General features: G+C 60.5%; 20 protein-coding genes. 9 read left to right on the top strand and 11 right to left on the bottom strand.

The features are described from left to right. Window positions 1-39: 39 nt before the first annotated feature. Together ACZRMS_RS08575 and pobA are read right to left on the bottom strand one after the other, a co-directional pair. Window positions 40-1,557 carry an MDR family MFS transporter gene (locus ACZRMS_RS08575; RefSeq protein ID WP_463994970.1) on the bottom strand — a complete coding sequence of 506 codons (1,518 nt, stop codon included), beginning with the start codon at window positions 1,555-1,557 and terminating at the stop codon, window positions 40-42. Window positions 1,558-1,624: 67 nt separating this feature from the next. After that, complete coding sequence (gene pobA, locus ACZRMS_RS08570; protein WP_463994969.1) at window positions 1,625-2,809, bottom strand: 4-hydroxybenzoate 3-monooxygenase; 1,185 nt, start codon at window positions 2,807-2,809, stop codon at window positions 1,625-1,627. Window positions 2,810-2,982: 173 nt separating this feature from the next. Between pobA and ACZRMS_RS08565 the strand changes: the two genes are divergently transcribed. Further along, on the top strand, window positions 2,983-3,864 hold the full coding sequence (locus ACZRMS_RS08565; protein WP_463994968.1) for a helix-turn-helix domain-containing protein: 882 nt from the start codon (window positions 2,983-2,985) through the stop codon (window positions 3,862-3,864). Between the two features lie 317 nt (window positions 3,865-4,181). Here the strand turns inward: ACZRMS_RS08565 and ACZRMS_RS08560 are convergent, their stop codons facing one another. Next, the gene (locus ACZRMS_RS08560) at window positions 4,182-5,108 is read right to left on the bottom strand and encodes a LysR family transcriptional regulator (RefSeq protein ID WP_463994967.1); all 927 of its coding nucleotides are present in this window, start codon (window positions 5,106-5,108) and stop codon (window positions 4,182-4,184) included. A gap of 113 nt (window positions 5,109-5,221) precedes the next feature. On the opposite strand from ACZRMS_RS08560, the gene ACZRMS_RS08555 reads away from it, so the two are divergent. Together ACZRMS_RS08555 and ACZRMS_RS08550 are read left to right on the top strand one after the other, a co-directional pair. Continuing rightward, the gene (locus ACZRMS_RS08555; protein WP_463994966.1) at window positions 5,222-6,106 is read left to right on the top strand and encodes an MBL fold metallo-hydrolase; all 885 of its coding nucleotides are present in this window, start codon (window positions 5,222-5,224) and stop codon (window positions 6,104-6,106) included. Window positions 6,107-6,145: 39 nt separating this feature from the next. Continuing rightward, window positions 6,146-6,760, top strand: a complete 615-nt coding sequence (locus ACZRMS_RS08550) for an NAD(P)-dependent oxidoreductase (protein ID WP_463994965.1) — start codon at window positions 6,146-6,148, stop codon at window positions 6,758-6,760. A 78-nt stretch (window positions 6,761-6,838) separates the two neighbouring features. Here ACZRMS_RS08550 and ACZRMS_RS08545 read toward each other — a convergent pair whose 3' ends face one another. Further along, window positions 6,839-7,714, bottom strand: coding sequence for a LysR substrate-binding domain-containing protein (locus ACZRMS_RS08545; protein ID WP_463994964.1), 876 nt, complete (start codon window positions 7,712-7,714; stop codon window positions 6,839-6,841). Window positions 7,715-7,826: 112 nt separating this feature from the next. Here ACZRMS_RS08545 and ACZRMS_RS08540 point away from each other — a divergent pair, with 112 nt between their 5' ends. Then, on the top strand, window positions 7,827-9,458 hold the full coding sequence (locus ACZRMS_RS08540) for a 5-guanidino-2-oxopentanoate decarboxylase (protein WP_463994963.1): 1,632 nt from the start codon (window positions 7,827-7,829) through the stop codon (window positions 9,456-9,458). Here ACZRMS_RS08540 and ACZRMS_RS08535 read toward each other — a convergent pair. Next, window positions 9,453-10,382, bottom strand: coding sequence for an AraC family transcriptional regulator (locus tag ACZRMS_RS08535; protein ID WP_463994962.1), 930 nt, complete (start codon window positions 10,380-10,382; stop codon window positions 9,453-9,455). The two genes, ACZRMS_RS08540 and ACZRMS_RS08535, sit on opposite strands and share 6 nt — an antisense overlap. Window positions 10,383-10,701: 319 nt before the next feature. On the opposite strand from ACZRMS_RS08535, the gene ACZRMS_RS08530 reads away from it, so the two are divergent. Beyond that, a complete protein-coding gene (locus ACZRMS_RS08530) occupies window positions 10,702-11,016 on the top strand; it encodes a putative quinol monooxygenase (protein ID WP_463994961.1) in 315 nt (104 codons plus the stop codon). Between the two features lie 34 nt (window positions 11,017-11,050). Next, window positions 11,051-11,284: a hypothetical protein gene (locus ACZRMS_RS08525; RefSeq protein WP_463994960.1), complete on the top strand. Its 234-nt coding sequence runs from the start codon at window positions 11,051-11,053 to the stop codon at window positions 11,282-11,284. A gap of 4 nt (window positions 11,285-11,288) precedes the next feature. On the opposite strand, the gene ACZRMS_RS08520 is transcribed toward ACZRMS_RS08525, so the two are convergent. The 5 genes from ACZRMS_RS08520 to ACZRMS_RS08500 form a co-directional block, all read right to left on the bottom strand. Further along, window positions 11,289-11,909, bottom strand: coding sequence for a flavin reductase family protein (locus tag ACZRMS_RS08520; protein WP_463994959.1), 621 nt, complete (start codon window positions 11,907-11,909; stop codon window positions 11,289-11,291). Between the two features lie 147 nt (window positions 11,910-12,056). Next, entirely contained in the window at window positions 12,057-12,353 is a 297-nt protein-coding gene (locus ACZRMS_RS08515) for a hypothetical protein (RefSeq protein ID WP_463994958.1), read from the bottom strand. Between the two features lie 339 nt (window positions 12,354-12,692). Next, window positions 12,693-14,015, bottom strand: a complete 1,323-nt coding sequence (locus tag ACZRMS_RS08510) for an MFS transporter (protein WP_261741243.1) — start codon at window positions 14,013-14,015, stop codon at window positions 12,693-12,695. A gap of 234 nt (window positions 14,016-14,249) precedes the next feature. Further along, on the bottom strand, window positions 14,250-15,584 hold the full coding sequence (locus ACZRMS_RS08505) for a sigma-54-dependent transcriptional regulator (protein ID WP_463994957.1): 1,335 nt from the start codon (window positions 15,582-15,584) through the stop codon (window positions 14,250-14,252). Between the two features lie 3 nt (window positions 15,585-15,587). Further along, window positions 15,588-17,342, bottom strand: coding sequence for a sensor histidine kinase (locus ACZRMS_RS08500; protein ID WP_463994956.1), 1,755 nt, complete (start codon window positions 17,340-17,342; stop codon window positions 15,588-15,590). A 146-nt stretch (window positions 17,343-17,488) separates the two neighbouring features. Between ACZRMS_RS08500 and ACZRMS_RS08495 the strand changes: the two genes are divergently transcribed. Beyond that, window positions 17,489-24,106, top strand: coding sequence for an NEL-type E3 ubiquitin ligase domain-containing protein (locus tag ACZRMS_RS08495; RefSeq protein WP_463994955.1), 6,618 nt, complete (start codon window positions 17,489-17,491; stop codon window positions 24,104-24,106). A gap of 10 nt (window positions 24,107-24,116) precedes the next feature. Here the strand turns inward: ACZRMS_RS08495 and ACZRMS_RS08490 are convergent, their stop codons facing one another. After that, window positions 24,117-24,842 carry a 4'-phosphopantetheinyl transferase family protein gene (locus tag ACZRMS_RS08490; protein ID WP_463994954.1) on the bottom strand — a complete coding sequence of 242 codons (726 nt, stop codon included), beginning with the start codon at window positions 24,840-24,842 and terminating at the stop codon, window positions 24,117-24,119. 134 nt (window positions 24,843-24,976) lie between these two features. Between ACZRMS_RS08490 and ACZRMS_RS08485 the strand changes: the two genes are divergently transcribed. Continuing rightward, a complete protein-coding gene (locus ACZRMS_RS08485) occupies window positions 24,977-25,654 on the top strand; it encodes a response regulator (protein WP_048358904.1) in 678 nt (225 codons plus the stop codon). Further along, window positions 25,651-26,997: an ATP-binding protein gene (locus ACZRMS_RS08480; RefSeq protein WP_463994953.1), complete on the top strand. Its 1,347-nt coding sequence runs from the start codon at window positions 25,651-25,653 to the stop codon at window positions 26,995-26,997. Before ACZRMS_RS08485 ends, ACZRMS_RS08480 begins: the two co-directional genes overlap by 4 nt. The last annotated feature ends 3 nt before the right edge of the window (window positions 26,998-27,000 follow it).

Here is a 27,000-nt window from a genome sequence, read left to right as displayed (position 1 = left end):
TCGCGAGCAAGCCCGCTCCCACAAATTGAACAAGTCCCGCTACTGCGCCTTGTCTTCCCGCCCGCGCAGCACCTGGTTGGGCATCGCAATCGCCGCCCCCAGCCCCAGCAGTGACACCCCGGCACTGATAATCAGCAAATGGCGGAAGGTCAGCAGCAGTTCGGCCCGCAGGTTATCCAGTGCAGGGCCTTGCACTGCGTTTAACCCATCCAGCAGCACATTGCCCGAACTGCCTTCCCCCAGCAGCGGCTGCCCGCCTGCCGGCGCCAGCAGCGAATCGTGCAGCAACGCCAGCAGCAGCGCCGACATCAAGGCCACCCCCATCGCCCCGCCCAATGCGCGAAACAGGTTGGTGGTGCTGGTCGCCACGCCAATGTCGTGCTGGCGCACCGAGTTCTGCGCCCCCACCAGAGAGGTCGGGAATTGCATCCCGGAGGCGATCCCGCTGAACAGCATGAACACGCCACTCAACAACTCGGCGCTCGGCGGGCTGAAAGCCATGCCGAGGATGGAGAAGGGCATCAGCACTGCACCGCTCAAAATCATCGGTTTATAACGCCCGGTCACCGAGGTCATGCGCCCGGCGAAATACGCCCCCATCGGCAAGCCGATCGCCAGGGGCAGCAGGTGCAGGGCCGCGCTGTCGGCACCGGCACCGGTGATGCTCTGATACCGCAGCGGCATCAGCACAATCAGCGAAATGGCCTGAAAGCTGGTGAAAAATACCGTGCACCAGCACAGCACCGCATTGCGATTGGCAAACAGGTGCATGGGCAGCAACGGCTCTATGGTGCGCCGCTCATGCCACACAAACAGCGCCAGCGCGATCAATGCCACAGCCAGTAGCCCGGCAACCTGATCATCGCGCCAGCCATGGCCCTGGCCGATAAACGTGATGCTCAGCAGCAATGAAGTCAGGCCAACGATCATCAGCATCGTGCCCAGGTAATCAATGACCGGTTTGCGTTGCGGGACGGGCAAACCGACCAGGGTGCGATGTGAGATCCACCACGCTGCCAGCCCCAGCGGCAGATTGATCAAGAACACCCAGCGCCATGACAGGTACTGGGTCATGAAGCCGCCCAGCACCGGCCCGGCGACGCTGGCCAGCGCATACATACTGCTGAAGTAACCTTGATAGCGACCGCGCTCGCGGGGCGGCACGATGTCGCCGATGATCGCCTGACTCACCGAAATCATCCCGCCCGCGCCAATGCCCTGGATGATCCGCGCCAGTACCAGCTGCTCCATGTTTTGCGCCAGCCCGCAAAACAGCGAGGCCAGGGTAAACAGGCCCATGCCAAACAGCATGAGGCGCCTGCGACCATACAAGTCGCCGAGCTTGCCATAGATCGGCACGGCCACGGTCATGGCCACCATATAGCCGGAAATCACCCACGCCAGCAGGTTCACATCCTTGAACTGGGCGGAGATGGCGGGCATGGAGACGGCGACGATGGTTTGATCCAGCGCCCCCAGAAAAATCGCCAGCATCAGGGCGATCAGGATGCTGCGAATGGCGGGTTTGGCCTGGGGAGGCTGGTTCAGATTGGTCACGAGGACACCTGTGGGCGCAGGGCGGCAAGCCTGTGGAGGAATGCCGCTCAGTGTACTCGATAGGCTCCTATTCGATAGCCTCGTAAGGGAGACCGACATAATTTTCTGCAATGGTGGTACGGCCAGCCTCGGAGCCGACGAAATACGCCAGTTCGCTGTCGGCAATGCGCTGGCTAAAGCCGTCGCTGTCGGGGAAACGGTGCAGCATCGAGGTCATCCACCATGAGAACCGCTCGGCCTTCCAGATGCGCCGCAGGCAGATCTCGGAATAGCGCTCCAGCAGCTCGGTGCGGCCTTCGGCATAGACCTTGAGCAGAATATTGAACAGCGTGCTGACATCGCTGGCGGCCAGGTTCAGGCCCTTGGCCCCGGTGGGCGGCACAATGTGCGCGGCATCGCCCACCAGGAACATGCGCCCGTACTGCATCGGCTCGACCACAAAACTGCGCAACGGGGCGATGCTTTTCTCGATGGAGGGCCCCGTCACCAGACGTTCGGCCAGCGCTCTGGGCAGGCGGGCTTTCAGTTCGTCCCAAAACCTTTGGTCGGACCAGTCCTCGACCTTTTCTTGCGCCGGAACCTGCAGGTAGTAGCGGCTGCGGGTAGCCGAGCGCTGACTGCACAGGGCGAAGCCGCGTTCGTGTCGGGCATACACCAGTTCGTCGTTGACCGGCGGGGTGTCGGCCAGCACACCGAGCCAGCCGAAGGGGTATACACGTTCGAATACTTTAAGCACATCGCTCGGAATCGATTGGCGCGCCACGCCATGAAAACCGTCACAGCCGGCAATGTAGTCGCAGTCCAGGCGCCAGCTTTCGCCGTCCTTGTCGAACGTCACGTAAGGCGCACCGGTTTTCATCCCGTGGGGCTGAACGTTGCTGGCGCTGTACAGGGTTTGCGCCCCGACGGCCTCGCGTGCGGCCATCAGGTCGCGGGTGACTTCGGTCTGGCCATAGACCATCACGGTTTTGCCACCGGTCAGGCCCTTGAGGTCGATATGCACCTGGCGGTCATCCAGTGCCAGTTCAAAGCCATCGTGGACCAGCCCTTCGGCGTCCATGCGCTGGCTGACCCCGGCCTGGCGCAACAGGTCGACCATGCCTTGCTCCAGCACCCCGGCGCGAATCCGGCCGAGTACGTAATCGCCGGTCTGGCGTTCGATGATGACGTTATCGATACCGGCGTTATGCAGCAGTTGGCCCAGCAGCAAACCGGAAGGGCCGGCGCCGATAATAGCGACTTGAGTTCTCATGAGTGTTCTCTCGCGCAGCCTCGACCCTGTGGGACGAGATGATTCTTATAAGTTTGTGCCTGTATTTTTCGCTTGCGAGAGAGGCAATAGAAGGTGATAACGGCGTCATTACCGGTACTTTTCGCTAATCAGTGCGATTATCGGCCCTTGCTGAAATTTCAGGTTCCGTCGCCATGAATCCTTCAATCCCGGTGTTCAAGCTTTACGGCGAGCAGCAAGACTGGCTCAGCCCCGATCTGTTGCACTGCGAAACCATCTCGCTGCGCAGCCGTGTCCACGATTGGGAGATTCGCCCCCACCGGCATGCTGACTTGTGCCAGTTGCTCTACGTCCACCAGGGCCGGGCGCAGGTTGAGGTCGAAGGCCAGAGCCATGTCCTTGAGCATTCGGCGATACAGGTGATCCCGCCGTTGTCCGTGCACGGGTTTCAGTTTTCACCGAACGTTGAAGGGTTTGTGCTGACATTGGCGGCGCCTCTGGTCGCCCAGCTGCAAGCCCGGTTGGGCGGGACAATCAGCTTGCTGCAACGGGTCGCCAGTTACCCGGCGGGCAAGGATCGCGATTACCTGAACAACCTGTTCAGTGAGCTGCAACGCGAATACGTCAGCGCGCAGCCCGCCCGGGACATGTTGTTGCAATCGCTGATCAGCGTGCTGCTGGTGTGGGTCGCGCGCCAGGTCATTCAGCAGCGTGAGGCGCAGCAGCTGCCGCAGCGCGGGCGCGAGTACCTGAGCCTGTTCAATCAGCGCGTCGAGGAGCAGTTTCGTGCGCAACCCGGTGTTGAGCAGTTGGCGCATGAGGTGGGGATTTCAGTGGCGCACCTGAACAGCATCTGCCGTGAACTGGCGGGGCAGTCGGCGCTGCAGATCATCCATCAACGGCTGATACTGGAAGCCAAGCGACATTTGATCTACACGCCCATGACCGTCAGCGAAGTGGCGGACAGTCTGGGCTTTGCCGACCCGGCATATTTTGCGCGGTTTTTTCGGCGCCTGAGCGGGACGTCGCCCAGTGCGTTTCGAAAAGGGCGGACTGACAGTGTCAGCCCGTCCTGATGCTCTTGGGGCTGTTGACGTTTGGTTGTGAGCCGCGTCGTCAACAGACCCTGGGGCTTCCTTACCTCAGAGCGCTGAACATGGCATTGCAATGCCCGCCATTACAACTGGCGGTAAATCCTGCTGCTTGCCGGGTTTGCTCGGCTCTGTAGCAAGCCCCCGTAAACAGGACAGCGGCAGCAAAAACGATAAATACGGTCATACATCTTGTTTTTGTTTTGGTAGTCACGGCATTTACTCCCTTGACGTCATAGCGTTGAGGCTAGTTCAGACCCAGGTTGTTGCCATGCCAGTTGTACGAGCGGTCCTGTCCGGCTTCATCCCTCAAATGGACTAGCCCGCAAGCCTTTGTCCCACAGGGGCTCATCGGTAAAACGTGCGGCGAGAAAGTCGAGCATGCTGCGCAACGTTGCGGGCATGTGCTTGCGTGAGGCGTACACCGCGTAAATGTTCATCACGCGAGGCTCTGCTTCGGGCAGCAGGCGCACCAGTTCGCCACGGTGCACATACACCCCGGCCTGATAGCTGGGCAGCAGTGAAATCCCGGCACCAGACAGGGTGGCGCTCAGTAGCGTACTGGCTTCGTTGGCGCTGATATTGCCCTGTACCGGGACCGACAGCTCTTCACCATGGCGGGTGAAATGCCACAGGCTCTTGCCGTAATAGGAGTGGGTCAGGCAGTTGTGCTGGCTCAGATCGTCGACCTGGCGTGGCGCCGGATGTTCACTCAGGTACGCCGGTGAGGCGCAAAGCACTGAGCGACAGACGGTCAGCTTGCGGGCGATCAGGCTCGGGTCCAGATCGTTGCTGGTACGAATGGCCAGGTCGATGCGTTCGTCCACCAGGTTCACCGTACGGTCGAGCATTTGCAGATCGATGCTGACCTGGGGGTAGAGCCTGACGTAGTCGGTGACCGCTGCAGCCAATTGCGCCTGGCCGAACGAGGTACTGACGCTGATGCGCAGCAGCCCGCGTGGCGCATCACTGGGCACATCCACGGCGGCCTGCATGTCGTCAGCCAGTTCCAGCAGTTGCCTGCAGCGGGGCAGGGTTTCGTTACCCGCCGCGGTCAGGCTCAGTTTGCGTGTGGTGCGGTGCATCAGGCGGGCGCCCACCCACTCCTCAAGCTCCGCCAGATACCGCGACACCACAGGGCGCGACAGGTCCAGGTGGTCGGCTGCCGCGGACTGGCTGCCGAGGTCGACGACGGTGACGAATACCCGCATTGCGATAAGACGATCCATGATCTGCCCGATATCTGAAACAAACTATGTTCAAGCATCGCATTTTTAGTTGGGGATCGTGCAACTAAGCTCTGTTCATTGCCGCCTCTGGCCACTGACTCAGGAACCCCCCCATGACTGGATTTTCGACCCTTCGCCGTTTCGTCCTCAGCGCGGTTGTGCTGGGTTTTGCAGCGCATGCCGCTGCCGCCCCGGCGCCTTTGACCCTGGACGTTTACAACCCCGGCGCGGCGGCGATTTTCCCGGTGTCTTCGGTACTGGTCAGTGGCGCCAAGGACGCCATCTTGGTGGACGCCCAGTTCGGCAAGGCCCAGGCCCAGCAGTTGGTCGACAAGATTCGCGCCAGCGGCAAACACCTGACCACCATCTACATCAGCCATGGCGACCCGGATTACTACTTCGGCCTTGAAACCCTGACCCGTGCATTCCCGGACGCCAAGGTCCTGGCCTCGGGGCCGACCGTTGAGCACATCAACCAGACCAAGGACGCCAAGCTGGCGTTCTGGGGGCCGCAAATGGGCGCGGATGTGCCGGCCAGCCTGATCGTGCCGCAGGTCCTGAAGGGCAACACCCTGGAGCTTGAAGGCCGCGAACTGGATGTCGTAGGCCTTGCCGGCCGCCAGCCGGAGCGCAGCTTTGTATGGATCCCGTCGCTTAAAGCCGTGGTCGGTGGCGTGGTGGTGGCTGACAACCTGCACGTATGGATGGCAGACACCCAGACACCACAGTCCCACAAGCAATGGCTGGCCACCCTCAAGCGCATCGACAGCCTGCAACCGAAAATCGTGGTGCCGGGTCATTACCTGGGCCAGAGCGACCATTCGTTGAAAGCCGTGCATTTCACCCGCGATTACATCAAGGCGTTTGACGAAGAAACCATCAAGGCCAAGGACTCGGGCGAGCTGATCGCCGCGATGAAAAAGCGTTACCCGCAGCTGGGCGAAGAGTCTTCGCTGGAGCTCAGCGCCAAGGTGGCCAAGGGCGAGATGAAGTGGTGATGTAAAAAAGCTGGGCAATCCATTCAACAGGAGAGTGTCATGAGCAAAATTGCAATTATCGGGGCTACCGGTCGTGCCGGCAGCCAACTGCTGGAAGAAGCACTGCGCCGTGGTCACAGCGTCACTGCCATTGCCCGCCATGCCTCCAGACTGGGCGAGCGCGCCGGGGTCGTGACCAGGGATGTGGACATCAACGATGCCCAGGCCCTGCAAGACGCCGTAGCGGGGCATGACGTGGTGCTCAGCGCGGCGCACTTCTCGACGCTGCCTGCTTCGGCCATCATCGAGCCGGTGAAAAAAGCCGGGGTCAAGCGGCTGTTGTTCGTGGGCGGAGCGGGTTCGCTGCTGTTGCCGGGCGACACCAAAGTCATCGACAGCCCGGGTTTCCCTGACGAATACAGGCCGGAGGCCACGGCGGGCGGGGTCTATCTCGACACCTTGCGCGGCGAAAAAGACCTGGACTGGAGCTTTCTGTCACCGTCGGCCGAGTTTGTGGAAGGCGAGCGCACGGGCAAGTTCCGCCTGGGCACCGACCGCCTGCTGATCAACACAGAGGGCAAAAGCTGGATCAGCTTCGCCGACTTCGCCATCGCCATGCTCGATGAAGTCGAACAGCCCAAGCATTCCCGTCAGCGGTTTACGGTGGGGTATTGATCCTCGTTTGATCCATCTCCACGTAGCAGCCGACTCGCGGAGCGAGGCTGCTGCTACGGGGTTTATGCGTGCCCGCGATTACTCAGTCTGCTTCACCAGCCACCCCATCAACTCACGCAACGGCGCAGACGGTTCGTTGCGCGGCGAGCACACCAGGTAATACGCCGCGCCGGTGCGCACTTTGAAATCAAAGGGCATGGCCAGCCGGCCGGCCTTCAGGTCATCGCCAATCAGGGACCAGTCGCCAATCGCCACGCCGTTGCCCTGGGCCGCCACGGTCATGGCCAGGTCCAGGGTGTCGAAGTACTGATTCTGGCGGATGCTCGATAGATCTCCCCCTGCCGCATTGAGCCAGTTGGTCCAGTCCCGTTGATCCCGGCTGGGGTGCAGCAGGGTGTGTTGCGCAAGGTCGCTCAGGTGGTTGATGGCGTTGCTGCCATCCAGCAAGTACGGGGCGCAGACGGGGGTCAGTTGTTCGTCGAACAGGTGCAGGCCTTCACGCTTTGGCCCCGGCTGCGGGCTGTAGATCACAGCCGCATCGAACGCCTCACGGCGAAAATCCACGCCATGCTCCACGCTGCTGGTCAGCTCCACCGGCACGTCCGGGCGCAGCTTTTGCCAGTGCAGCAACTTGGGCAGCAACCAGCGCAACATGCAGGTAGGGGCTTTGATTTGCAGCGGGGTACGCCGGATGCCGGCGTGCTCGACAGCCTCGCCGATCAGGTCGAACACCTGCTCGATACGCGGGTACAGCGCCGCGCCTTGTTCGGTCAGGCTCAGGCCACGTGCCAGGCGATGGAACAGGGCATACCCCAGATGCTCCTCAAGCCCGGCAATTTGTCGGCTCACCGCACCCTGGGTGATGTGCAACTGCTCACCGGCACGGGTGAAGTTGCAACAGTGGGCCGTGATCAAAAAAGTATGCAACGCGGGGAGTGGCGGTAGGCGTTTCATCGGACGTCAGCCATGAATACAGGACATGGCTAGTATGAGCACGTTTGCGTTGTGCGCACCACATCCGGCCGCTTCAATGGTTCATCCGAGAACAAGAACAGGAGCAGAACACATGGCGACGTGCGGCGAAGTATTGGTCAAGTTGCTGGAGGCTTACGGGGTCGAGCAGGTGTTTGGTATCCCGGGGGTGCACACCGTTGAACTGTATCGCGGGCTGGCAGGATCGAAGATCAACCACATCACCCCTCGTCATGAGCAGGGCGCAGGCTTTATGGCCGATGGCTATGCCCGTACCAGCGGCAAGCCGGGGGTGTGTTTCATCATTACCGGGCCGGGCATGACCAATATCACCACGGCCATGGGCCAGGCCTATGGAGACTCGATCCCGATGCTGGTGATCTCCAGCGTCCAGTCCCGCAGCCAGCTGGGCGGCGGGCGTGGCAAGTTGCATGAATTGCCGAATCAGGGGGCGCTGGTGGCAGGCGTCGCGGCGTTTTCCCATACGCTGATGTCGGCCGCCGAATTGCCAGGCGTGCTGGCGCGGGCGTTTGCGCTGTTTCAGGCAGGGCGGCCACGGCCGGTGCATATCGAAATCCCGTTGGACGTGCTGGTGGAAAACGCCGATGGGTTGCTCGCCAGCCAACCGGTCAGCATCACCCGCCCCGGCGCCGCGCCTGCGGCCATCGAACAGATGACCCGGCAACTGGCCCTGGCCAGGCGCCCGTTGATTCTGGCCGGCGGTGGCGCGATTGATGCGGCGCCTGCGCTGTTGCAACTGGCTGAACAACTGGGCGCACCGGTGGCCCTGACCATCAATGCCAAGGGCATGCTGCCCGCGAGCCATCCACTGCTCATGGGTTCCACCCAGACGCTGGTCGCGACGCGGGCGCTGGTGGCCGAGGCTGACGTGGTACTGGCGATTGGCACCGAGCTGGCCGAAACCGATTACGACGTCACCTTTGCGGGCGGTTTCGAGATTCCCGGGGCCTTGCTGCGGATCGACATCGACCCTGACCAGACCGTACGCAACTATCCGCCAACACTGGCGCTGGTGGCCGACGCTCGACTGGCCGCAGAAGCCTTGCTGGCGAACCTTCCGGCCCTGGCGCCCCGGGACGCCGACTGGGGCGCGGCGCGGGTCAGCCGCCTGCGCGCGCAACTGGCCAGCGAATGGGATGAGCCGACCCGGGCACAAACCCGTTTTTTGCAGACCCTGTTCGATGTGCTGCCGGATGCCGTCTGTGTGGGCGATTCGACCCAGCCGGTGTACACCGGCAACCTGACCTTCAACCCCGAGCAGCCGCGTCGCTGGTTTAACTCATCGACCGGCTACGGCACCTTGGGCTATGCCTTGCCGGCGGCGGTCGGGGCCTGGTTGGGGCGTCGTGCCGACAGCCAGCCCGGTGGCCCGGTGCTGTGCCTGATCGGTGATGGTGGCTTGCAATTTACCCTGGCCGAACTGGCCAGCGCGGTTGAGGCGCGCACGCCGATCATCGTGTTGCTGTGGAACAACCAGGGGTACGGCGAAATCAAAAAATACATGCTCAATCGCGCCATCGAGCCGGTGGGGGTCGACATCTACACCCCTGACTTTATCGGCGTGGCCAGGGCCCTGGGCTGTACCGCGCTGGCGGTTGAAGGCGAGGCGCAATTGCGCGCCGCACTGGCCGGTGCGGCTGACCGCCAGGGGCCAACCGTGATTGAAATCGATGAGTTGCAGTGGCAGCAATCGATCGGGCTATAGGCTCATGCGCAGGCGCGCCAGATCCCGCACCGGTGGTGCGCCAAATTGACGACTGTATTCGCGGCTGAATTGCGACGGGCTTTCATAGCCCACGCGATAGCCTGCCGCCGACGCATCCAGGCCCTCGCTGAGCATCAGCCGGCGCGCTTCGTTGAGCCGTAGCTGCTTTTGGTATTGCAGCGGGCTCATGGCCGTCATCGCCTTGAACCGGTGGTGCAAGGTCGACACGCTGAGATTGGCCTCCCGCGCCAGGCTGTCGATACGCAGCGGTTGTTCGAAGTTACCGTTGAGCCATGAAATGGCCCGGCTGACACGGTGGGTTTGACTGTTCTCGCTGGCGATTTCATACAGCCGATAACCCTGAGGGCTGCGCAACAGGCGGTACAAAATCTCGCGACGAATCAGGGGGGCAAGCATGGCGATGTCTTTCGGGGTGTCGAGCAAGCGGGTAAGGCGCAGCAAGGCATCGAGCATCGGCTGGTCGATGGGCTCCACGTACAGCCCGCGTCCGGCAGGGCGCGAGGGCACGCCCATGGGGCCGGCATCGCTGATCAGGGTGGTGATTTCCACCGGATCAATATCCAGGCGCAAGGCCAGCACCGGGCGCTCGGGTGAGATTTCCAGCACTCGGCCACTGATCGGCATCGACACCGAAACCACCAGGTAATTGAGCGGGTCGTAGGCGAAGTACTCGTCCGCCAGGCGCACCTCTTTACGCCCCTGGGCCATGATGCACAGCGCAGGCTTGGGCAGGCTGGGGGCGAAGTCGCTGGGCTGGCTGTAGCGCGACACAAACAGCGCATCGACGCCGGTGGTGAAGGTGCCGTCGGTGCGGGCGTGGCGGTAGATCAGGTCAGCCAGTTCGACCCGCTGCTTTTCCAGCGCGGGGTCGAGTACGGGGGGCGATGGCTCCAGCAATGACATGCGGCACATCCTCAGTAACGTCGTGGAATGGGCACAGCTTATGTTTGTGCAAGGCCAAGGGGTAGCCAATTTCTGCTGCAGGCTTGCCTGATCCTGTCATAGACAGCGCTCAAGTATCTGTCGAACCCGTTGCAGGCACCGATGATTGCTCGAAATCCGGATGGCCGGGGAGGGAACCGAGCTGTGCAATGGCCGTGTGAGAAGGTGAGACTTTGCAGAATCGTGCAATCCTTGGGCAGGAATCGACTAACGGCATGGTCGTCTGCTCCGTAAGATTTGAACCTTACCCCCAACACCACTTTCCTTTGTGGAGGCCACCATGCCCCAGCCCCATGCTGTCAGTCACATGACCCTGGTTCGCGCCCGTGCCGGATGCTCGGCCCAGGTTGAGGCGTGTCTGAGCCAACTGATCGAACCGACGCTGCTGACGCCCGGCTGCCTGCATTTTGCCCTGCAGCATTCCCACAGCGACCCGCTGCTGTGGCATGTAGCGGGCTATTGGCAGGACGAACCCTCAATGCAAGCGTATTTCAACTCTTCGGTGATGGACGTCTATAGCCTGCTGGTTCACCAGCAAGTGGTGGATAGCCTTGATTTTCAGACCTTCAGCGATGCAGGCGGGCTGAACAGGTAGAATGCCGGCTTTTCCATTGGCCGGGAGTTGAAACATGGCACGTAAAGAGTTCGCACAGTTTGAAGCCGTATCAGCCGTGGTTCCGGTTGAACCCGGTGTTTACCACGCAGCGATTGCGGTCAAAGCCTTGTACGAAGGTGGAGCGCCGCGCTTTCACAAAGTGCTGATCGAGCAAACCTTCAAAACCGCGACCGCCGCTGATGATGCCGCAGCGCAGCAGCTTGAAGCCCTGCAGGGCGTCACCGAAGACGCCGAGCTGGTCTGGTAAGGCTTTAGCGCGGGCGGTGCATCTTGAACAGCGCCTCGGGGCCTAACTGGAAGTAATCCGCCGGGCCGCCGCCGCGCAAAATCGGTTCGGCGGCCGCAGTGTCGTAAATCCCGTCTTTAAGCAGATGTCTGGCGATATGCACCGCCACCACCTCTCCCAGAATCAGCCAACTGGGCACCAATTCTTTATCGGCTCGTTGCAGCTGAATAATCTGCGTGACCTTGCACTCAAACGAGACCGGGGTTTCGGCCACGCGTGGCACGCTGATCACGCGTGAAGGTGCGGTCGTCAAGCCGGCCAGCTCGAACTCATTCACGTCCGGCCCGACCATGGCGCAGCTCTGGTTCATTGCCTCTGCCAGGGGGCGGGTGGCCAGGTTCCACACGAACTCGCCGGTTTGCTCGATGTTATTGAGGCTGTCTTTGCGGCCCACACTACAAAACCCGATGATCGGCGGGATGTAGTTAAACGCATTGAAAAAGCTGTACGGCGCAAGGTTGAGCCGGCCCCCGGCATCCTGAGACGAAATCCAGCCAATCGGACGCGGGCCCACGATGGCGTTGAACGGATCATGGGGCAGGCCGTGGCCCTGGGAAGGTTCATAGAAATGGATATCGTCATGCATGGCAGGTGTCCGCAAACGGCTGAGATAGAGGGGCCATATAGTGCAAGGCATTTGGGCGTATGACAAACGCGCCCGGCGTAGCATCTTTGCTGCCTCCCAAAAACGACTAAGCCCGGCCGAGGCCGGGCTGGATGCCTGCTTCAGGTGTTAGCTGAAACGGGCGCCGTTAGTGCGATCAAAACCATCAGCGGCAAAGGTGTCCGATTTAGTGCGGCTGAAACCGTCTTCGGCAAAAGTGGCTGAGCCGGTTTTGTCGTAGCCGTCTTCTGCAAACGTGGCGGAACCCGTGCGGTCGAAACCGTCAGCGGCAACGGCAGCAGAACCGGTGCGGCTGTAGCCGTCTTCAGCAAAGCTCGCAGAGTGAGTGCGATCGAAGCCATCGTCGGCAAAGGCGTTGAAGGCCAGGACGGAGAGGGCGGCGGCGAGGATAAGTTTGGTTTTCATGGTGATGCTCCTTGTTGCGTGTTTGGGGGTGTGGTGTGTCTATGGGGTTAAGACTACTCCGATAAAATTGATTAAAAAGCGCAAAAACTAGCGTTAAATAATCAGTTTATTAGATGTGTTTACCCATGGAAAATCCTGTTCTGCAGACAGTCGTACGCCCGGCTTAGGGAGTGAGCTAATCCGCCGTGAACCGGGGTTTTGTTGAGGTAGATAGTGAGCTAAGAGAATTAACTGACAATTAAGTCAGATTAATTTGATGCGAGGAGAGGAGAGGGGGGAAGGTGCTGCAGATGAAGTGTCTGAAGGAGCCGTGAACTGGCTCCTTCAGGTTCAGGCCGTTCAGTCAGTCTCGATCCGCGAGTGTTTGCGGGTGTCTTTCATGGTGGCGTACACCGCCAGCGAGCAGGCGATACAGGCGGTCACGTACCAGTAGTAACCGGTTTCCATGCCCGCACTCTTGAACCACAGCGCGATGTATTCGGCCGTACCGCCGAAGATCGACACGGTCAGCGCGTAAGGCAAGCCCACGCCCAGAGCGCGAATTTCAGTCGGGAACAGCTCAGCCTTTACCACGGCGTTGATCGAGGTATAGCCGCTGACAATGATCAGCGCGGCCATGATCAGGAAGAACGCGCCCCACCAGGTGGTGATGGTGTGCAGGGTGGTGAGGATCGGCACGGTGAACAGGGTGCCCAGTACGCCGAATGCGATCAGGATTGGACGACGGCCGATCTTGTCCGACAGCGCGCCTACCAGCGGCTGGATGCACATGAACAGAAACAGGGTCGCCGCCGAAATGGTGGTGGAGTCCGAGATGCTCATGCCCACCGTGTTCACCAGGTATTTCTGCATGTACGTGGTGTAGGTGTAGAACGCCAGCGTGCCGCCCATGGTCAGGCCGACTACGGTCATCAGCTCTTTGGGGTGACGCATCAAGGTGCGCATGGCGCTTTCTTTAGGCTTGACCCGGGTCTTCTTGAACGACTCGGTTTCTTCCATGCCGCGACGCAGATACAGCGCAACCACGGCACACAGAGCGCCGATCACGAACGGTACGCGCCAGCCCCAGCTGTACAGCTGTTCTTCGGTCAGGGTCTGTTGCAGCACGATCAGCACGCCCAGCGCGATGAGCTGGCCCGAGATCAGGGTGACGTACTGGAAGCTGGAGAAGAAGCCGCGACGCTCTTTGGTCGCCATCTCGCTCAGGTAGGTTGCCGAGGTGCCGTATTCGCCACCGACTGACAAACCTTGCAGCAGACGGGCGAAGACCAGCAGGACGGGTGCCCAGACACCGATGGTTTCGTAACCGGGCGACAGCGCAATCACCAGCGAACCGAAGCACATCAACAACACCGAGGCCATCAGTGCGGCTTTGCGGCCCTTGCGGTCAGCGTACAGGCCCATCAGCCAGCCGCCGATCGGGCGCATCAGGAAGCCTACGGCGAAGATCGCAGCGGTGTTGAGCAGTTGTGCGGTGGTGTCGCCCTTCGGGAAAAAGGCCTTGGCGAAGTACAGGGAGAACGCGGCGTATACGTACCAGTCGTACCACTCGACCATGTTGCCGACGGAACCACTGAAAATCGATTTGATACGGCTGGAAGTGGTCTTTTCTTTAGGGGCCGCAGACACGGACCCGGCAGGCAGGGTGCTGGAGTTATCCATTGAATGGATCCTTCTTTCATTGTTTTTTTATAGCGCGTCAAAACGCGAGCTTGCTGGGCTATAGCAGGAGTTGTGCCAAGGCTGCAGAGCCCGGTTTTCAAGGGGGGAGGGACGTGAGTGAGCGGGAATCCGCTGGTTTGCGAGGTGGCGATGAGCGGAAATCCGCCGACAATCAAGCCGCCCTCACCCTGACCCTCTTCCTTTGGGAGAGGGTCAGGGTGAGGGTTTTGCGGATTAATCCGTACTCAAAAATGCCTCGCGCACCAGTCCATGGCGCTGCATTTTCTCGTTCAGGGTACGGCGCGGCAGTTGCAGTTCGTTGAGCACCGCCTTGATGTCGCCTTTATGCCGGCTCAGTGCTGCGCGCAGGCATTGCGCTTCAAAGGCTTCCTGTTGCGCCACCAGCGACTGGCCAGCGTCGCTGTCTTCAACCGGCGATTCGCTCAACCCCAGAACATCCCGCTCGGCAGTGTTGGCCAGTTCACGCACGTTGCCCGGCCAGTCGTGGCTCAGCAACCGCGACAACTGCCCCCCGCTCAACGGTTGCGCACTACGGACCATGCGCTCAGCGGCGCTGCGGGCAAAGTATTCGTACAGCAATGGAATATCTTCGCGGCGCTCGCGCAAAGGGGCCAGGCGCAGCTCGGCCACGGTCAGGCGATACGCCAGGTCTTCGCGAAAACGTCCGGCACGGGCTTCTTCGAGCAAGTCGGGCTTGGTCGCGGCAATTACCCGCAAATCCACCGTGATGCTCTGATTGGAGCCCAGGCGTTCGAGTTTTTGTTCCTGGAGCACCCGTAGCAATTTGGCTTGCTGGGCCAGCGGCATGCTTTCGATTTCATCCAGAAACAAGGTGCCGCCGTCGGCGTATTCCAGCTTGCCGATACGCTTGCCCTGGGCGCCGGTAAACGCACCGCTTTCGTGGCCGAACAGCTCGGCCTCAAACAGTTGCTCGGGGATGGCTGCGCAGTTCAGTGCGACAAAGGGTTTGTCGGCGCGAGGGCCAAAGTCATGCAGGCAGCGGGCGACCAACTCTTTGCCGCTGCCGGTCTCGCCGCGGATCAACACGTTGACCGGCAGTGGCGCCAGTTCCAGCACCTGGCGGCGCAAGGTCTGCAAGCTGCGCGACACGCCCAGCAGGCGGCCGTCGATCTGCTGGCGCAGGTCGGCCTGTTCGTGCAGGCGACGGTTCTCCAGCACCAGCTGGCGTTTCTCCAGCGCCCGGCGCAGGCTGCTGAGCAGCGCTTCGGGGCTGAAGGGCTTTTCGAGAAAGTCGTAAGCGCCCTCGCGCATGGCCTCGACCGCCATCGGGACATCGCCATGGCCGGTCAGCAAAATCACCGGCAAGTCCGGATCCCTCTGCTGCAGTTGGCTCAGCAAGGCCATGCCGCCCATGCCCGGCATGCGCACATCACTGACAATCACCCCGGCAAAATGCGCGGGCAACTGGCTCAGGCAGTCCTCGGCGCAACTGAACAGCTGCACCTCAAACCCGCTCAGGCTCAGCCATTGCTCCACGGCATTACGAATACTGGCCTCGTCATCGACCACGATCACCGAATTGAGCATGTTTCAAGATTCCTGTGCGATGGGCAGCGTCAGTGTGAACCGTGCGCCATCGGCATGATTGCACGCGGTCAGGCGACCGCCGAGTTCGTGAACAATGGCGTAAGACACCGCCAGGCCCAGGCCCAATCCATCGCCCACGGGTTTGGTGGTGAAGAAGGGGTCAAACACTTTACTCAAGTTCTCCCCGCTAATCCCGCCGCCACTGTCGCTGACACTCAAGTGCCACAGTTGCTGGTTGGCTTCGATGCGGATTTGCAGGCGCTTGTGCGGCGCGTCGCGCAGGGCATCCAGAGCGTTGCGCAGCAGGTTGATCAGCACCTGCTCCAGGCGGATTGCATCGCCGCGCACCCAGGCCGGGCGGATCAGCTGGATGCTCAGGTCGATGGCTTCTTCCTTGAGCCGTGGTTCCATCAGCTCCAGGGAATGATCCACCACGCTCGCCAGATCCAGCCGCTCGCGCAAGCCGCTGGGGCTTTGCCGGGCGTAGGTCTTGAGGTGGCCGGTGAGGGCGGCCATACGCGTCAGCATCTGCTCCAGCGGTGCCAGTGCCTTATAGGCATCGTCGACACGGCCGTGATCAAGCAGCAGGCGCAAAGTCGCCAGCTGCATGCGCTGGGCGGTTAACGGCTGGTTGATTTCGTGGGCCAGTGCTGCCGACATTTGCCCCAGTGCGGCGAGTTTGGCCGATTGCACCAGGCCGTCTTGCGCAGTGCGCAAATCCCGGGTGCGGGCTTCGACCAGTTGCTCCAGCTCTTCACGATTGCGCTGGCGCAAACGTGCCAGGCGCCAGCGCTGGAGCAAAAACAGGCCCAGAAACACCAGCGCCAGCCAGAGGCCGATACCTGCCAGTGCGGCATTGCGCCGGTCATCGTGAGCGGCCCCGGGGCGCTGCAGCAGGTGCAGGGTCCAGCCTTCGGTGCTCAGTGGCAGCGAACTCCATACATAGTCGGCGGTGCCTTGCGGACCGTCGACCCGGGCCAGGTAGCTGTTGTCGTCAAAGCTGCGCAAGGTGCGGGTATTCATCAGCGTCAACGGTTGCTTGTGGTATTGGCGGGTGTCGGAAATCGCACTGCGGTCACTGTCGCTCAATTCACGCAGGTGGCGGTAGCGCCAGCCGGGCTGATTGGCAATAAACACAATGCCCCGTGCGTCGCTGACCAGCAGCGTGTCCTTGCCCAGGCTCCATTCGCGCTCAAGCTGGGGGAATTCGAGTTTGACCACCATGGCCCCGAGGAACCGGCCGTCGGCATCGAGCACGGCACTGGACAAGAAATACCCCGGAATCCCGCTAGTCACGCCCACCGCATAAAAGCTGCCCGTGCCCTTGCTGCGGGTCTGGCTGAAATAGGGCCGGAAACCATAGTTATGCCCCACATAACTGTTGGAGGTGTTCCAGTTGCTCGCGGCCACGGCCAGCCCGGTGCTGTCGAGCAACTCCAGGGTCGAAGACTGTGCCGCGCCGTTGATGCGTTCGAGTTTTCGATTGAGGGCGGCTTGCACTTCAGGGGTGATGGGGGCGCTCAGGGCGGCCACCAGTTCGGCGTCCAGCGCGAGCACGGCAGGCAAGGCGCGATAGCGTTCGATCAGGGTATGCAACGAATTGGCATACAGGTTGAGTTGCTCGGGCCCTCGCCTGGCGCTTTGTTCCAGCGCATGGCGCTCGGCCTGGCGCATCGCCCAGCCGCCCGCTAAAACCGCTGTGACCACAATCAACCCGCAATAGAAAGCCAACCGCAGAGAGCGAGACGTCATGACCATGGTTGCACGCTGTTCATTGAAGGACGCAAACCATAGCACGCTGCTACAGCGGGCCAAAAATACACATTGGGCTCAGACATTTATCTACCGCAGCCTGTGCATCGCTCATGTCTATGTTGGGGTTAAAACTCAACGGAATCATGATTATGGCAACCCTCTCCCCCCCAGTGCCCGGTCGGGCGCCGGTGCTGTTGACGCAAACCCGGTGGGCACAAAATGAAGCGCTTTCTTTCATCTCGTCGATTGTGCGATCCAACTTTTCCCTGCTCGATGATGAGCAGAAAAACCGTTACCCCCAACTCCATCGCAAAGCCCGGGCAGCTCTCGAGGCGGTCGAAGGTGAAATCGCTCGTATCAGGAGCACCTTCAAAACCACTCAGTTGTCATCCCTCAAGCGTGAGCTGAAATCACTGACAGGGCTTGATGTCGACCCCGAGCGAGCGCGCATCTACACCCGTTATCGTGAAAATACCGAAGAAGACTTCAATGAATACCTGACGCGCATCAGCGGGGGCAGCCCTGGCAGTGAGCCCAAGTTCACTTTCAGCCCCCCGCGCGTGGCGCGCGCGGTGGATGAGTCAAGATTTATTGAGCGCATTCACTCCCTCACGCTGTGGGAAGCCGCTTGCGAGAACTTCAGCTATCGAACCGATTCGGTGCTGCTCAAGCCTTACAGTTATGAGCAGGCCAGTTATGTCGACTATGCCGAGGGCTTGAAGGGGCAGGCGGCCGGGCCCTTTATCGCGATTGTGCGCAAACTGGATTTAGGCACTCAGTTGCAGCATTTGCTTGAGGCGGCGGCCGGGGCGGCGGGCACCCTGATGCGCCGGGTGGTGGAGGCAGCTGAAGCGACCTTTGAATTCGAGTTGCTGGAGGCTTTTCGAAACAACGTCGCCACCAAGGTTCAGCGCCTGGAGCATGAGCACTTGCTCGGCATGTTGAAAGGCGACTCCCCGCCTCACATCTGGCCGGTTTCCATGGGGCTTGCCAAGAAGCACAGGCTTATCCACCCGCCGACGGAAACCGGTGCCGACGGCAGATTGCTGTTCGGTTCGGACGATGGTTATGACTTCATTGGAAAAGGCAGCGTGGCGCTACCCCTTTTCATCATCAAGGTACCCGGCATCATCGGGGTCTTCAGCTACTTCCCGAATCGGTTGAACGGTGCCGTTTTATGGCACACAAACGTAGGCGCGGTGTTCCAACAGTTCGTGCAGCAGCTCAAGCATGACCATGGCAAGGGGCAGCTTGGCTGGTTCATCAGGCAGTTGGCTTTTAAAGACTTGGGTTTCTTCAACAAACTACTGAGCGAAGAGCCCAGGCCCGCTGGCATGTCGTGGTTGGCGGGGGTTTTGTATGACAGTTTTCGCAGCACCTTCCCGGAGCCCGATCTGGACAGTCTGCACCTGTCTGTTGAAATGTCCGCTGGCGGTTCCAGGCCTCTGGCGCAGGCAATGGCCGAGCGCCAAATGGAGCGCTACCGCTCCAACCTGGGCCTGCTGGCCATGCGCAAGTCCGATCAGGATTGGCAGGCGTTCAAGGAGGCATTGACCGATATAGGCAGCGAGGTGTTGAGCCTGCTCACCACTCCCATGCCGGGGGGGGTATTGGGGCTCAATAGAATCATGCAGGGCGCCATATTGGGTTCTTTGGCCTATAGCATCGTGCAAGGAGTGAAAGAGGCTGGCAAAGGGGAGGCCAGCACCTTTGCCAGTGCCTTGGCCGATTCCATAGACATGTTGATCAGCGGGCGTTTGACCGGCGTGGCCAGCAAGGCTCATCGCCAACGCATGGACACGCTCTGGAATAACCTGGGGCAACCGCGCAAGGTCACCCATGCGGACGGCAAGACCGAGTTGTGGAATCGGGACTTGAGTCTCTACCCGCAAATCGATCCCCTCCTGCTGAGCACCCTGACGCCCGGCCATGAGGGCATTTACCAATACGACGGCAAGGCGTATGCCAAGGTTCAGGAGGGCGACAAGGGCCTGGCTGTCGAAGTCACGCTCGACCCTGTAAGCAAGCGCTACCAACTTGCCGCCGTTGATGCCCGGGTGTACCGGCCTGGCGTGGTGTTCGATCCCGTGGCCAAGGTGTGGGGGCTGGCGCTCGACGATGTCCAGGGCCTGAGCGATGCCCAACTGCTGCAACGCATGCTGGCGGTCGAGAACCCGGGCTCGGGGCTTGGGGATATCGAGCAGATGCTGAGCATTACCGCGACCTCCCGTGAACAGTTGCAAGACACCTGGCACGGCAAGCCCATACCGGGGCCGCTGGCTGACGGGGTACGGCGGCTGATGGCCGATCGGCTCATCGAGCGCATCGTTAACGAATTGCCACTGCACGGTGACATGCCGCTCAACGCCGGCGGTGCGGTGTTGAGCGTGCTGACGCAACTGGAGCACTGGCCGGTGGACGCAGTGCTGGATGTACTCGACCTGCAAGACGCGGTGATTGAGACATATGGCAAGGATTACCGCCCCGGTACGCCGCTTGCCCGTATAGAGATCAAGCGCCTGGATCACGGCTCATACGTGGCCAAGGGCGATACCACCCAGGGCAGTACACAGTTGCAGGATATGCTGGCCTTGATCCTCGACCAATTGCCCGAAGCGTCAAGGCTGGGGCGCGAGAGCAATCCCGGTGTGGACAAGGCCGGGCGCATCGCCGCCATTGGCCGTCAAATAACTGCGTTGGCCCGGGAAGACAAACCGCTGTTATTCAAGGCACTCACGGGGCTTGAAGGGCACAAGCGCAGCGACCCGATTGCCAGCGCCGATGCCGGCGGCAAGTACTTGCCGCTGGTTTGCCCGCCGATCTCGGACAGCACATCACCACTGCTTGGCAAGCTGCATGAACTCAACCCTTCGTTGTCCATCGAGAGTATCGAGACGCTGCTGGTTAACCATCCCTTCAGTGCGTACCAGGTGACCCGCGCCCTGGAGCACAACTCCCAGCCGCTGCCGTTTGCCGCCGCAGCGGATCGACTCAAGACCAAGCTGCGTGTCGACCAGGCCCTGGACGGTATTTATCACGCACGGGCCTACACCCGTGACATCGATGCATGGGCCCGTGAGTTTGCGCGGGGGGCCTTGCACGACAAGCTCAATCGTCGGCTGGTGATTACCGACGCCCTCGACCCTTCCCGGGCCCGCGCCCATGTTTTCTCCGGGCCCGACGACACCACCGTCGTACTGCACCATCACGGCAATGGCGTCTATGAAGTCCTGGACCCCCATCGGCAAGGCAGTACCACTTTCAGCTCAACCCCGGACAGCTTCTATCTGGCGCTGACCTGGACGCTCAAGCTGCATGAGCGTGCCCGGTTGGGCATGCAGGGCATCAGCATAGTGGGCCTGCGCAAGGCGCTGGGCGATGCGATGCTGGCCAATCGTCAGCCCGGCGGGGAAGTGAACCTTTGGGACAAAACCACGACGCAATACCAGCGTGCGGTGGTATTGGCCCATGATCGGCCACCTGGCGAGTTGGGGCTTTACGAGATAGAGGGTAAAAAATACCTGTCGTTGTACGGTGTGGTTTATCAGGTTGAATTCGATGCCGCGCTGCACAAGTGGCGATTCACGCACCCCGAAAAAGTCGGGGTCAACACGCCGATCCTGGAGCACAACGGCGATGGGGCATGGCGGCAAAAAATCGAGAACCCGCTGCAATGGTCCAGGCTTCAGCTGCTGCGAAGATTGCGCGCAGAACCTCAGTCATTCAACGATGAGGCATGCCACGCAATTATGGCCGTGAGCAACACCGATGAAGGGGTGTTGCGCCAGGTACACATGAATAACCTGACCCCGCCGCCCATGCTGATCGACACCTGGAAACGCTTTGCGATCGACCGGGAAATTCAGGGTTTCGTGCAAAAAATGCAGGCGTACCACTCGCTTGCCGACGCCCGCAGCGACCTGCAGTTGCTGTTGATGCAAAGCTTGCCCGGATGGCCCCGTGACAAAGTGCTGCAGGTGCTGGATGCACAAGGCAATACCTTGCAGCAATACGGGAGTGATCTGAGCAGTAGCGTGCCGCGCATCAGAATCGCTCGCGACGAAACCCATAACGGCAACCTGCTGCGCGCCTTGCTCTCGCGGATGAATGAGGCCGATACCCGTGGTTTGCTGGGCGAGTACCCTCCGATCCTCGAGGCGCGCGTGCTCGCGTTGGCTAAAAAAATTGCGGCTCATGGGCTCAAGCGCGCGGCCCAATTGTTGCGCTCGGTTTACGAGAACCAGGAGAAAAGCAGCGATGCGCAGGTGCTGCTGGTGCAAGACAAATACCCGCAACTGCCCAAAAGTGTCATAGAAAACCTGCTCGGGCACACCACCGGCAACGAGAAATCCCGCTTTCTGGACAAGGGCATGATCGCGCCGCGTCTGGCCGAGCAGATCGTCTGGAGCGCCAGGGAGGTGCGCCTGGCCCGTGCTTACGAGGGTTTGTATTTAAGCGCTGCGGCTACCCCTGACAGCGAAAGGCTCACCCTGCATATGCTGCAGTCGCTGCCGGGCTGGCCCGCCGATATAAGGATCGAAGTGCGCTCCAGCAATGTGAACGGTCCTGTGCTCGACAGCATTGGGTCCGCCGTCGGCGCTGCGCGGATCCTGGTCAGGCATGACGATCGCTATCGGGCTTTTACACCAGAGGGCCAGGCACTCAATGAAGCCTCTGTGATCGATAACAATTTGCTCTCGTCCATCTTGCATGCCCTGAGCGAAACGGAGCGTGCGAGCATCTCGATCAAGGATGCGGGCGACACTCAGGCCCTGGCCAGAAAGATCAGCGACCTGGCGGTCACCCATAGAGCCCAGGTCAAAACCCTGTTGGGGCTGGAACCGCCAGAGTCCGGAGCCAAACCACCGATGAAGGTGGATATTTCGTTTGTCGCGTACCCCATCTGGCTGAGCCAGGGTGCGTCGGACCAGCCCCTGGACCTGGCTCGCCAAGTCAGAACTCTGTACCCGGCGCTGAATTACGAAGCGGTTTTGCACTTTCTGGAAACACTGGGCGGTACAGAAGCAAGCAGGCGCGCAGAGGTTGAGCGGTTGCGCGTGGAGTTCGAGACGCTGCAGACCCAATTGGCGAGTTGGGAGCGCATCCAGCTCTACCCTACGGCCGGGACTCATGTTGCGATGGCACTCCCCGGGGAGCGGCGACGGGTATGTGAGCGGATAGTGTGCGCCTGGCGCAGAGAGACAGAAATCAGCTCGGTGCAAGCAGGCGGCACTGGCGGCTATACACTTGATTTGACAGGTATTTTGGCAGGCGATCTACCGCAACTGACGGGTGATTTCAGTCATATCAGATCGTTGCACATGGACAATATGAATCTGTACCGAGGCTCGGATGCTTTCTTGAGCAACTTCAGCCAGTTGCGCGTGCTTTCGATGTCAGAGAATTATTTGCGAGTTCTGCCGCCAGCGATCGGCAGCATGCCCCGGTTGACGACATTCAACCTGGCGTATAACCGCATCGTGCTGACCCCTGAGAGCGTGCAACAGCTTGCCGGTTGCACGGCGCTGCAAGAGCTTCGCCTCGACAACAACCAGTTGGGCCTTACGCCGGATGTAAGCCAGATGGTGTCGCTGCGCCTTTTGGATTTGGCGTATACCGGGATTACACAATGGCCTGCCGGACTGCAGGGGCTGGCACACCTTGACGAAGTCAATCTGCGCCATAACCAGATTTCCAATATCCCGCAAGCACTGTTCGAGGCACCTGAAGCTAACGTGGTCAACAACGTGACCTGGATTCACGGCAACCCGGTCTCCGTCGAAAGCCGTGACCGGCTGATCGAATACTGGGGTAGTACCGGGATCCACATGGGCTACATCCCGGCCGTTGCCCATGCCCATGTACTCGCCGATGCCCGCGCTCAGGCAGGCGACATTACACCCTGGTTATCCCAGGACTTGAACGTTGCGCAAAGGGAGCAAAAGATCCGGCAATGGAACTTGCTCCGGGGGTTTGAGGACAAGGCCGCCGATTTTTTCAAGTTGTTGACAGGGCTGGCACAGGCTCAAACGGATATGGCGGGTCAGACCCGACTGGCGCTGCACAGTCGTGTATGGAGCCTGATCGACAGCCTGTTGGCGGACACGGCATTGCGCGACCTGTTGTTTCTGGGCATGCACTATGACGCCACATGCCGGGACGGTGTCATGGTGCTGCTCGATAACCTGGAGGTCCAGGTGCTTATTCACCGGGCTGAAAACCTGGCGGGTGAGGGGCTGCGCGAGGCACAGCATTTGAATCTTGCCAGGGGGTTGTTTCGCCTCAGGCAAGTCGACCGGATTGCAGACGCAGTGGTGGCTGAGCGCTTGAAACTCGGAGGGTATCCCGATGTTGCCGAAATACAGCTGTTCTACCGGATCGAACTGGCCGAAGACCTGAACTTGCCGATTCAGACGCGGTCGATGTTTTCTGCGCCCATAGCGGGTGTTTCGGCGGAGCAGATTACCGGGGCTAAAAATCGCATCCTGGCCATGGATGCCAGCCCCGCCCTCAAACACTCGATCATGCATGAGACGTTGTGGCGTAATTTTCTGCAAAAAAAGCATGCCGAGCGCTTCAAGGCTATCGAGGAGCAATACCAGAGCGACTATACGAAGCTCGCCGAAGAGAGTGGCCTGTCTGATGATGAGCAGTTGCAAAGGGGAGCAGAACTGACCGATACCAGGGATCAGAAGGTCAATCGGCTGGTTGAAGAACTGACCGACAGGGCGCTCCAGGGCATTGAACGAAGCCCAACTGAGGCTTGAGCAGCAGGCGTTACCCTCTGATCGCCACCAGGCTCAGCAGTTGCCCTTCGAACAGGCAGAACTGCGCGTCCAGTTCGCAGCCGTGGTGCCATCGGGCAGACAGGTCGGTGAGAAGACGCAGGCGCACGTGACCGTCTTCTGCCCAGCTCAGCACTTCGGCGTGTTCGAAGTAGAAGCGTTTTTGCACCAGCGGGAACAGCGCCTTGAACAGGCTTTCCTTGACCGAGAACGTCAGTGTGACCAGCAGCGCGATCTGCTCGGCAGGCACGGCGGCCATACGCAAACGTTCATCAGGGGTGAGGATTTCCTTGGCCAGGCGCTGGGCGCGCTCAGTGCTGAGCAGGTTTTCCAGATCGATACCCAGCCCCTGCCATTCGCTTTTAAGGGCCACCAGCGCGCCAGCGCGGCCATTGCTGTGAGTGATGGCACCGCTGATATGGTCTGGCCAGACAGGAGCGCGGTCCTCACCGATGGCGGGTGCGGCACAGGTGCCGTCCAGTTGTAGCAGAGCGGCGCGGGCGCAGAGGCGCCCGGCCAAAAATTCGGCTTGGCGTTTCGCCACCGAGCGTTGAATACTCGCAGGCATGGTGATGGCACTGCGCGCAAAATCATCGACTGCAAGTTGCGCGGGGCTGAAATCGGTACTGAGCCACACGCTACCGGGCAGCGCGAAGGGCAAGGGCCAGTCGGCACGCAATGGGGTACAGCAGGCAGGCAAGGCGGGAAGTCGGTTCATGCCGGGCATTTTGCAGGGTCTTGGTCTGGCTGTGCAATTGTTCAGAGTATGTTCAGGGCGCACCACTTACTGTGTGTGGCTAGGCTGTAGAGGGCACATGTCCTTCGAGACGCGGATTTGCTTGGGAGAGCGCGATGAAATTGCTGGTGGTTGAAGATGAGGCGTTGCTGCGCCATCACTTGCAAACCCGTCTGACAGAAAACGGTCATGTGGTTGAGGCGGTGGCCAATGCCGAAGAGGCGCTGTATCAGACCGAGCAGTTCAACCATGACCTGGCGATGATCGATCTTGGCTTGCCGGGTTTGGGCGGGCTTGAGCTGATTCGCGAGTTGCGCAAGCGCGGCAAGACTTTTCCGATTCTGATTCTCACCGCTCGCGGTAACTGGCAAGACAAAGTTGAAGGCCTGGCCGCCGGTGCCGATGATTATGTGGTCAAGCCTTTTCAGTTCGAGGAACTGGAGGCACGTCTTAATGCGTTGCTGCGCCGCTCCAGCGGTTTTACCCAGTCGACCATCGTGGCGGGTGCGCTGGTGCTGGACATCAACCGCAAGCAAGCAGTGCTCGATGATGAGCCGCTGGCGTTGACCGCTTATGAGTACCGGATTCTTGAATACCTGATGCGCCATCACCAGCAAGTGGTGGCCAAGGACCGACTGATGGAACAGCTGTACCCGGATGACGAGGAACGTGATCCGAATGTGATCGAGGTGCTGGTCGGGCGCCTGCGACGCAAGCTTGAGGGGGCAAACGGCTTTAAGCCAATCGATACGGTACGCGGTCTGGGGTACCTGTTTACTGAGCGCTGCCGATGATTCGTTCGCTTCGCGTTCGATTGATGCTGGCGGCAACCTTGTTGGCCGTGTTGTTTATGCTGGCGCTGCTGCCAGCGATGCAGGGGGCGTTCAGTCTGGCGCTCAAGGACGCCATTGAGCAGCGTTTGGCGTCGGATGTCACCACGCTGATTTCAGCGGCAAAGATGGAGAAAAACCGCCTTAAAATGCCGGCCCTGCTGCCGGACGAAGAGTTCAACCTGCCGGACAGTCGTCTGCTCGGCTATATCTATGACCGCGAGGGGCACCTGGTGTGGCGCTCGCGGGCCACCCAGGAAGAAACCATCAACTACCAGCCGCGCTATGACGGGCGCGGCAATGAGTTTGCGAGCATTCGCGAAGACAACGGTACAGAGTTCTTTGTCTATGACGTCGAGGTCAAACTGTTGGGGGGCAAGAGTGCGGCCTTCAGCTTTGTGGCCTTGCAACCGATGCGTGAATACAACCTGACACTCGACGGGTTGCGAGAAAATCTTTACCTGGGATTCGGTGCGGCCTTGATTGTGCTGCTTTCGTTGCTATGGATTGGTCTGACGTGGGGGTTACGTGCCTTGCGACGTTTGAGTCAGGAACTGGATGAAATCGAAACTGGCAAGCGCGACAGCCTCAGCGAACAGCACCCTCGGGAGTTACTGCGCCTGACCGGCTCGTTGAACCGCTTGCTGCACAGCGAGCGCGAGCAGCGTACCCGTTATCGTGACTCGCTCGACGACCTGGCCCACAGCCTGAAAACGCCATTGGCGGTGCTGCAGGGCGTGAGTGAAAGCATGGCCCAGCGCCCGACAGAGCGCGAGCAGGCCTGGGTGCTGCAAAGCCAGATCGAGCGCATGAACCAGCAAATCAGCTATCAACTGCAACGTGCCAGCCTGCGCAAGAGTGGTCTGGTACGCCATCAGGTCGAGTTGCTGCCCGTGGTGCAAAGCCTGTGCAACACGCTGGGCAAGGTGTACCGCGACAAGCAGGTCAAGGTCAGCTACGACATCCCGGAGCTGAGCCACGTGCCCATCGAGCAAAATGCCTTGCTGGAGTTGCTGGGCAACCTGCTGGAAAACGCCTATCGGTTGTGTCTGGGGCAAGTGCGCATCAGCCTGCATCGCAATGCCCACGGGATTGAAGTGTGCGTGGAAGATGACGGCCCGGGCGTACCTGAGGATCAACGCGCGAGGATCCTTCAGCGCGGCGAGCGCCTGGACCGCCAGCACCCGGGGCAGGGCATCGGTTTGGCAGTGGTCAAGGACATCATTGAAAGCTATGACGCCCGGCTGACCCTGGATGACTCGGCACTGGGCGGTGCAGCGTTCCGGATTTTTTTCCCGGCCCTGTGACGA

The sequence above is a fragment of the Pseudomonas sp. B424 genome, assembly GCF_055408345.1.
This window is presented reverse-complemented; position numbering and strand designations above follow the sequence as displayed.

Coding starts and splice junctions, on each gene's coding strand:
- pobA (WP_463994969.1), bottom strand. CDS start 2,809: ATGAGAACTCAAGTCGCTATTATCGGCGCCGGCCCTTCCGGTTTGCTG.
- ACZRMS_RS08565 (WP_463994968.1), top strand. CDS start 2,983: ATGAATCCTTCAATCCCGGTGTTCAAGCTTTACGGCGAGCAGCAAGAC.
- ACZRMS_RS08560 (WP_463994967.1), bottom strand. CDS start 5,108: ATGGATCGTCTTATCGCAATGCGGGTATTCGTCACCGTCGTCGACCTC.
- ACZRMS_RS08555 (WP_463994966.1), top strand. CDS start 5,222: ATGACTGGATTTTCGACCCTTCGCCGTTTCGTCCTCAGCGCGGTTGTG.
- ACZRMS_RS08550 (WP_463994965.1), top strand. CDS start 6,146: ATGAGCAAAATTGCAATTATCGGGGCTACCGGTCGTGCCGGCAGCCAA.
- ACZRMS_RS08545 (WP_463994964.1), bottom strand. CDS start 7,714: ATGAAACGCCTACCGCCACTCCCCGCGTTGCATACTTTTTTGATCACG.
- ACZRMS_RS08540 (WP_463994963.1), top strand. CDS start 7,827: ATGGCGACGTGCGGCGAAGTATTGGTCAAGTTGCTGGAGGCTTACGGG.
- ACZRMS_RS08535 (WP_463994962.1), bottom strand. CDS start 10,382: ATGTCATTGCTGGAGCCATCGCCCCCCGTACTCGACCCCGCGCTGGAA.
- ACZRMS_RS08530 (WP_463994961.1), top strand. CDS start 10,702: ATGCCCCAGCCCCATGCTGTCAGTCACATGACCCTGGTTCGCGCCCGT.
- ACZRMS_RS08525 (WP_463994960.1), top strand. CDS start 11,051: ATGGCACGTAAAGAGTTCGCACAGTTTGAAGCCGTATCAGCCGTGGTT.
- ACZRMS_RS08520 (WP_463994959.1), bottom strand. CDS start 11,909: ATGCATGACGATATCCATTTCTATGAACCTTCCCAGGGCCACGGCCTG.
- ACZRMS_RS08515 (WP_463994958.1), bottom strand. CDS start 12,353: ATGAAAACCAAACTTATCCTCGCCGCCGCCCTCTCCGTCCTGGCCTTC.
- ACZRMS_RS08510 (WP_261741243.1), bottom strand. CDS start 14,015: ATGGATAACTCCAGCACCCTGCCTGCCGGGTCCGTGTCTGCGGCCCCT.
- ACZRMS_RS08505 (WP_463994957.1), bottom strand. CDS start 15,584: ATGCTCAATTCGGTGATCGTGGTCGATGACGAGGCCAGTATTCGTAAT.
- ACZRMS_RS08500 (WP_463994956.1), bottom strand. CDS start 17,342: ATGGTCATGACGTCTCGCTCTCTGCGGTTGGCTTTCTATTGCGGGTTG.
- ACZRMS_RS08495 (WP_463994955.1), top strand. CDS start 17,489: ATGGCAACCCTCTCCCCCCCAGTGCCCGGTCGGGCGCCGGTGCTGTTG.
- ACZRMS_RS08490 (WP_463994954.1), bottom strand. CDS start 24,842: ATGAACCGACTTCCCGCCTTGCCTGCCTGCTGTACCCCATTGCGTGCC.
- ACZRMS_RS08485 (WP_048358904.1), top strand. CDS start 24,977: ATGAAATTGCTGGTGGTTGAAGATGAGGCGTTGCTGCGCCATCACTTG.
- ACZRMS_RS08480 (WP_463994953.1), top strand. CDS start 25,651: ATGATTCGTTCGCTTCGCGTTCGATTGATGCTGGCGGCAACCTTGTTG.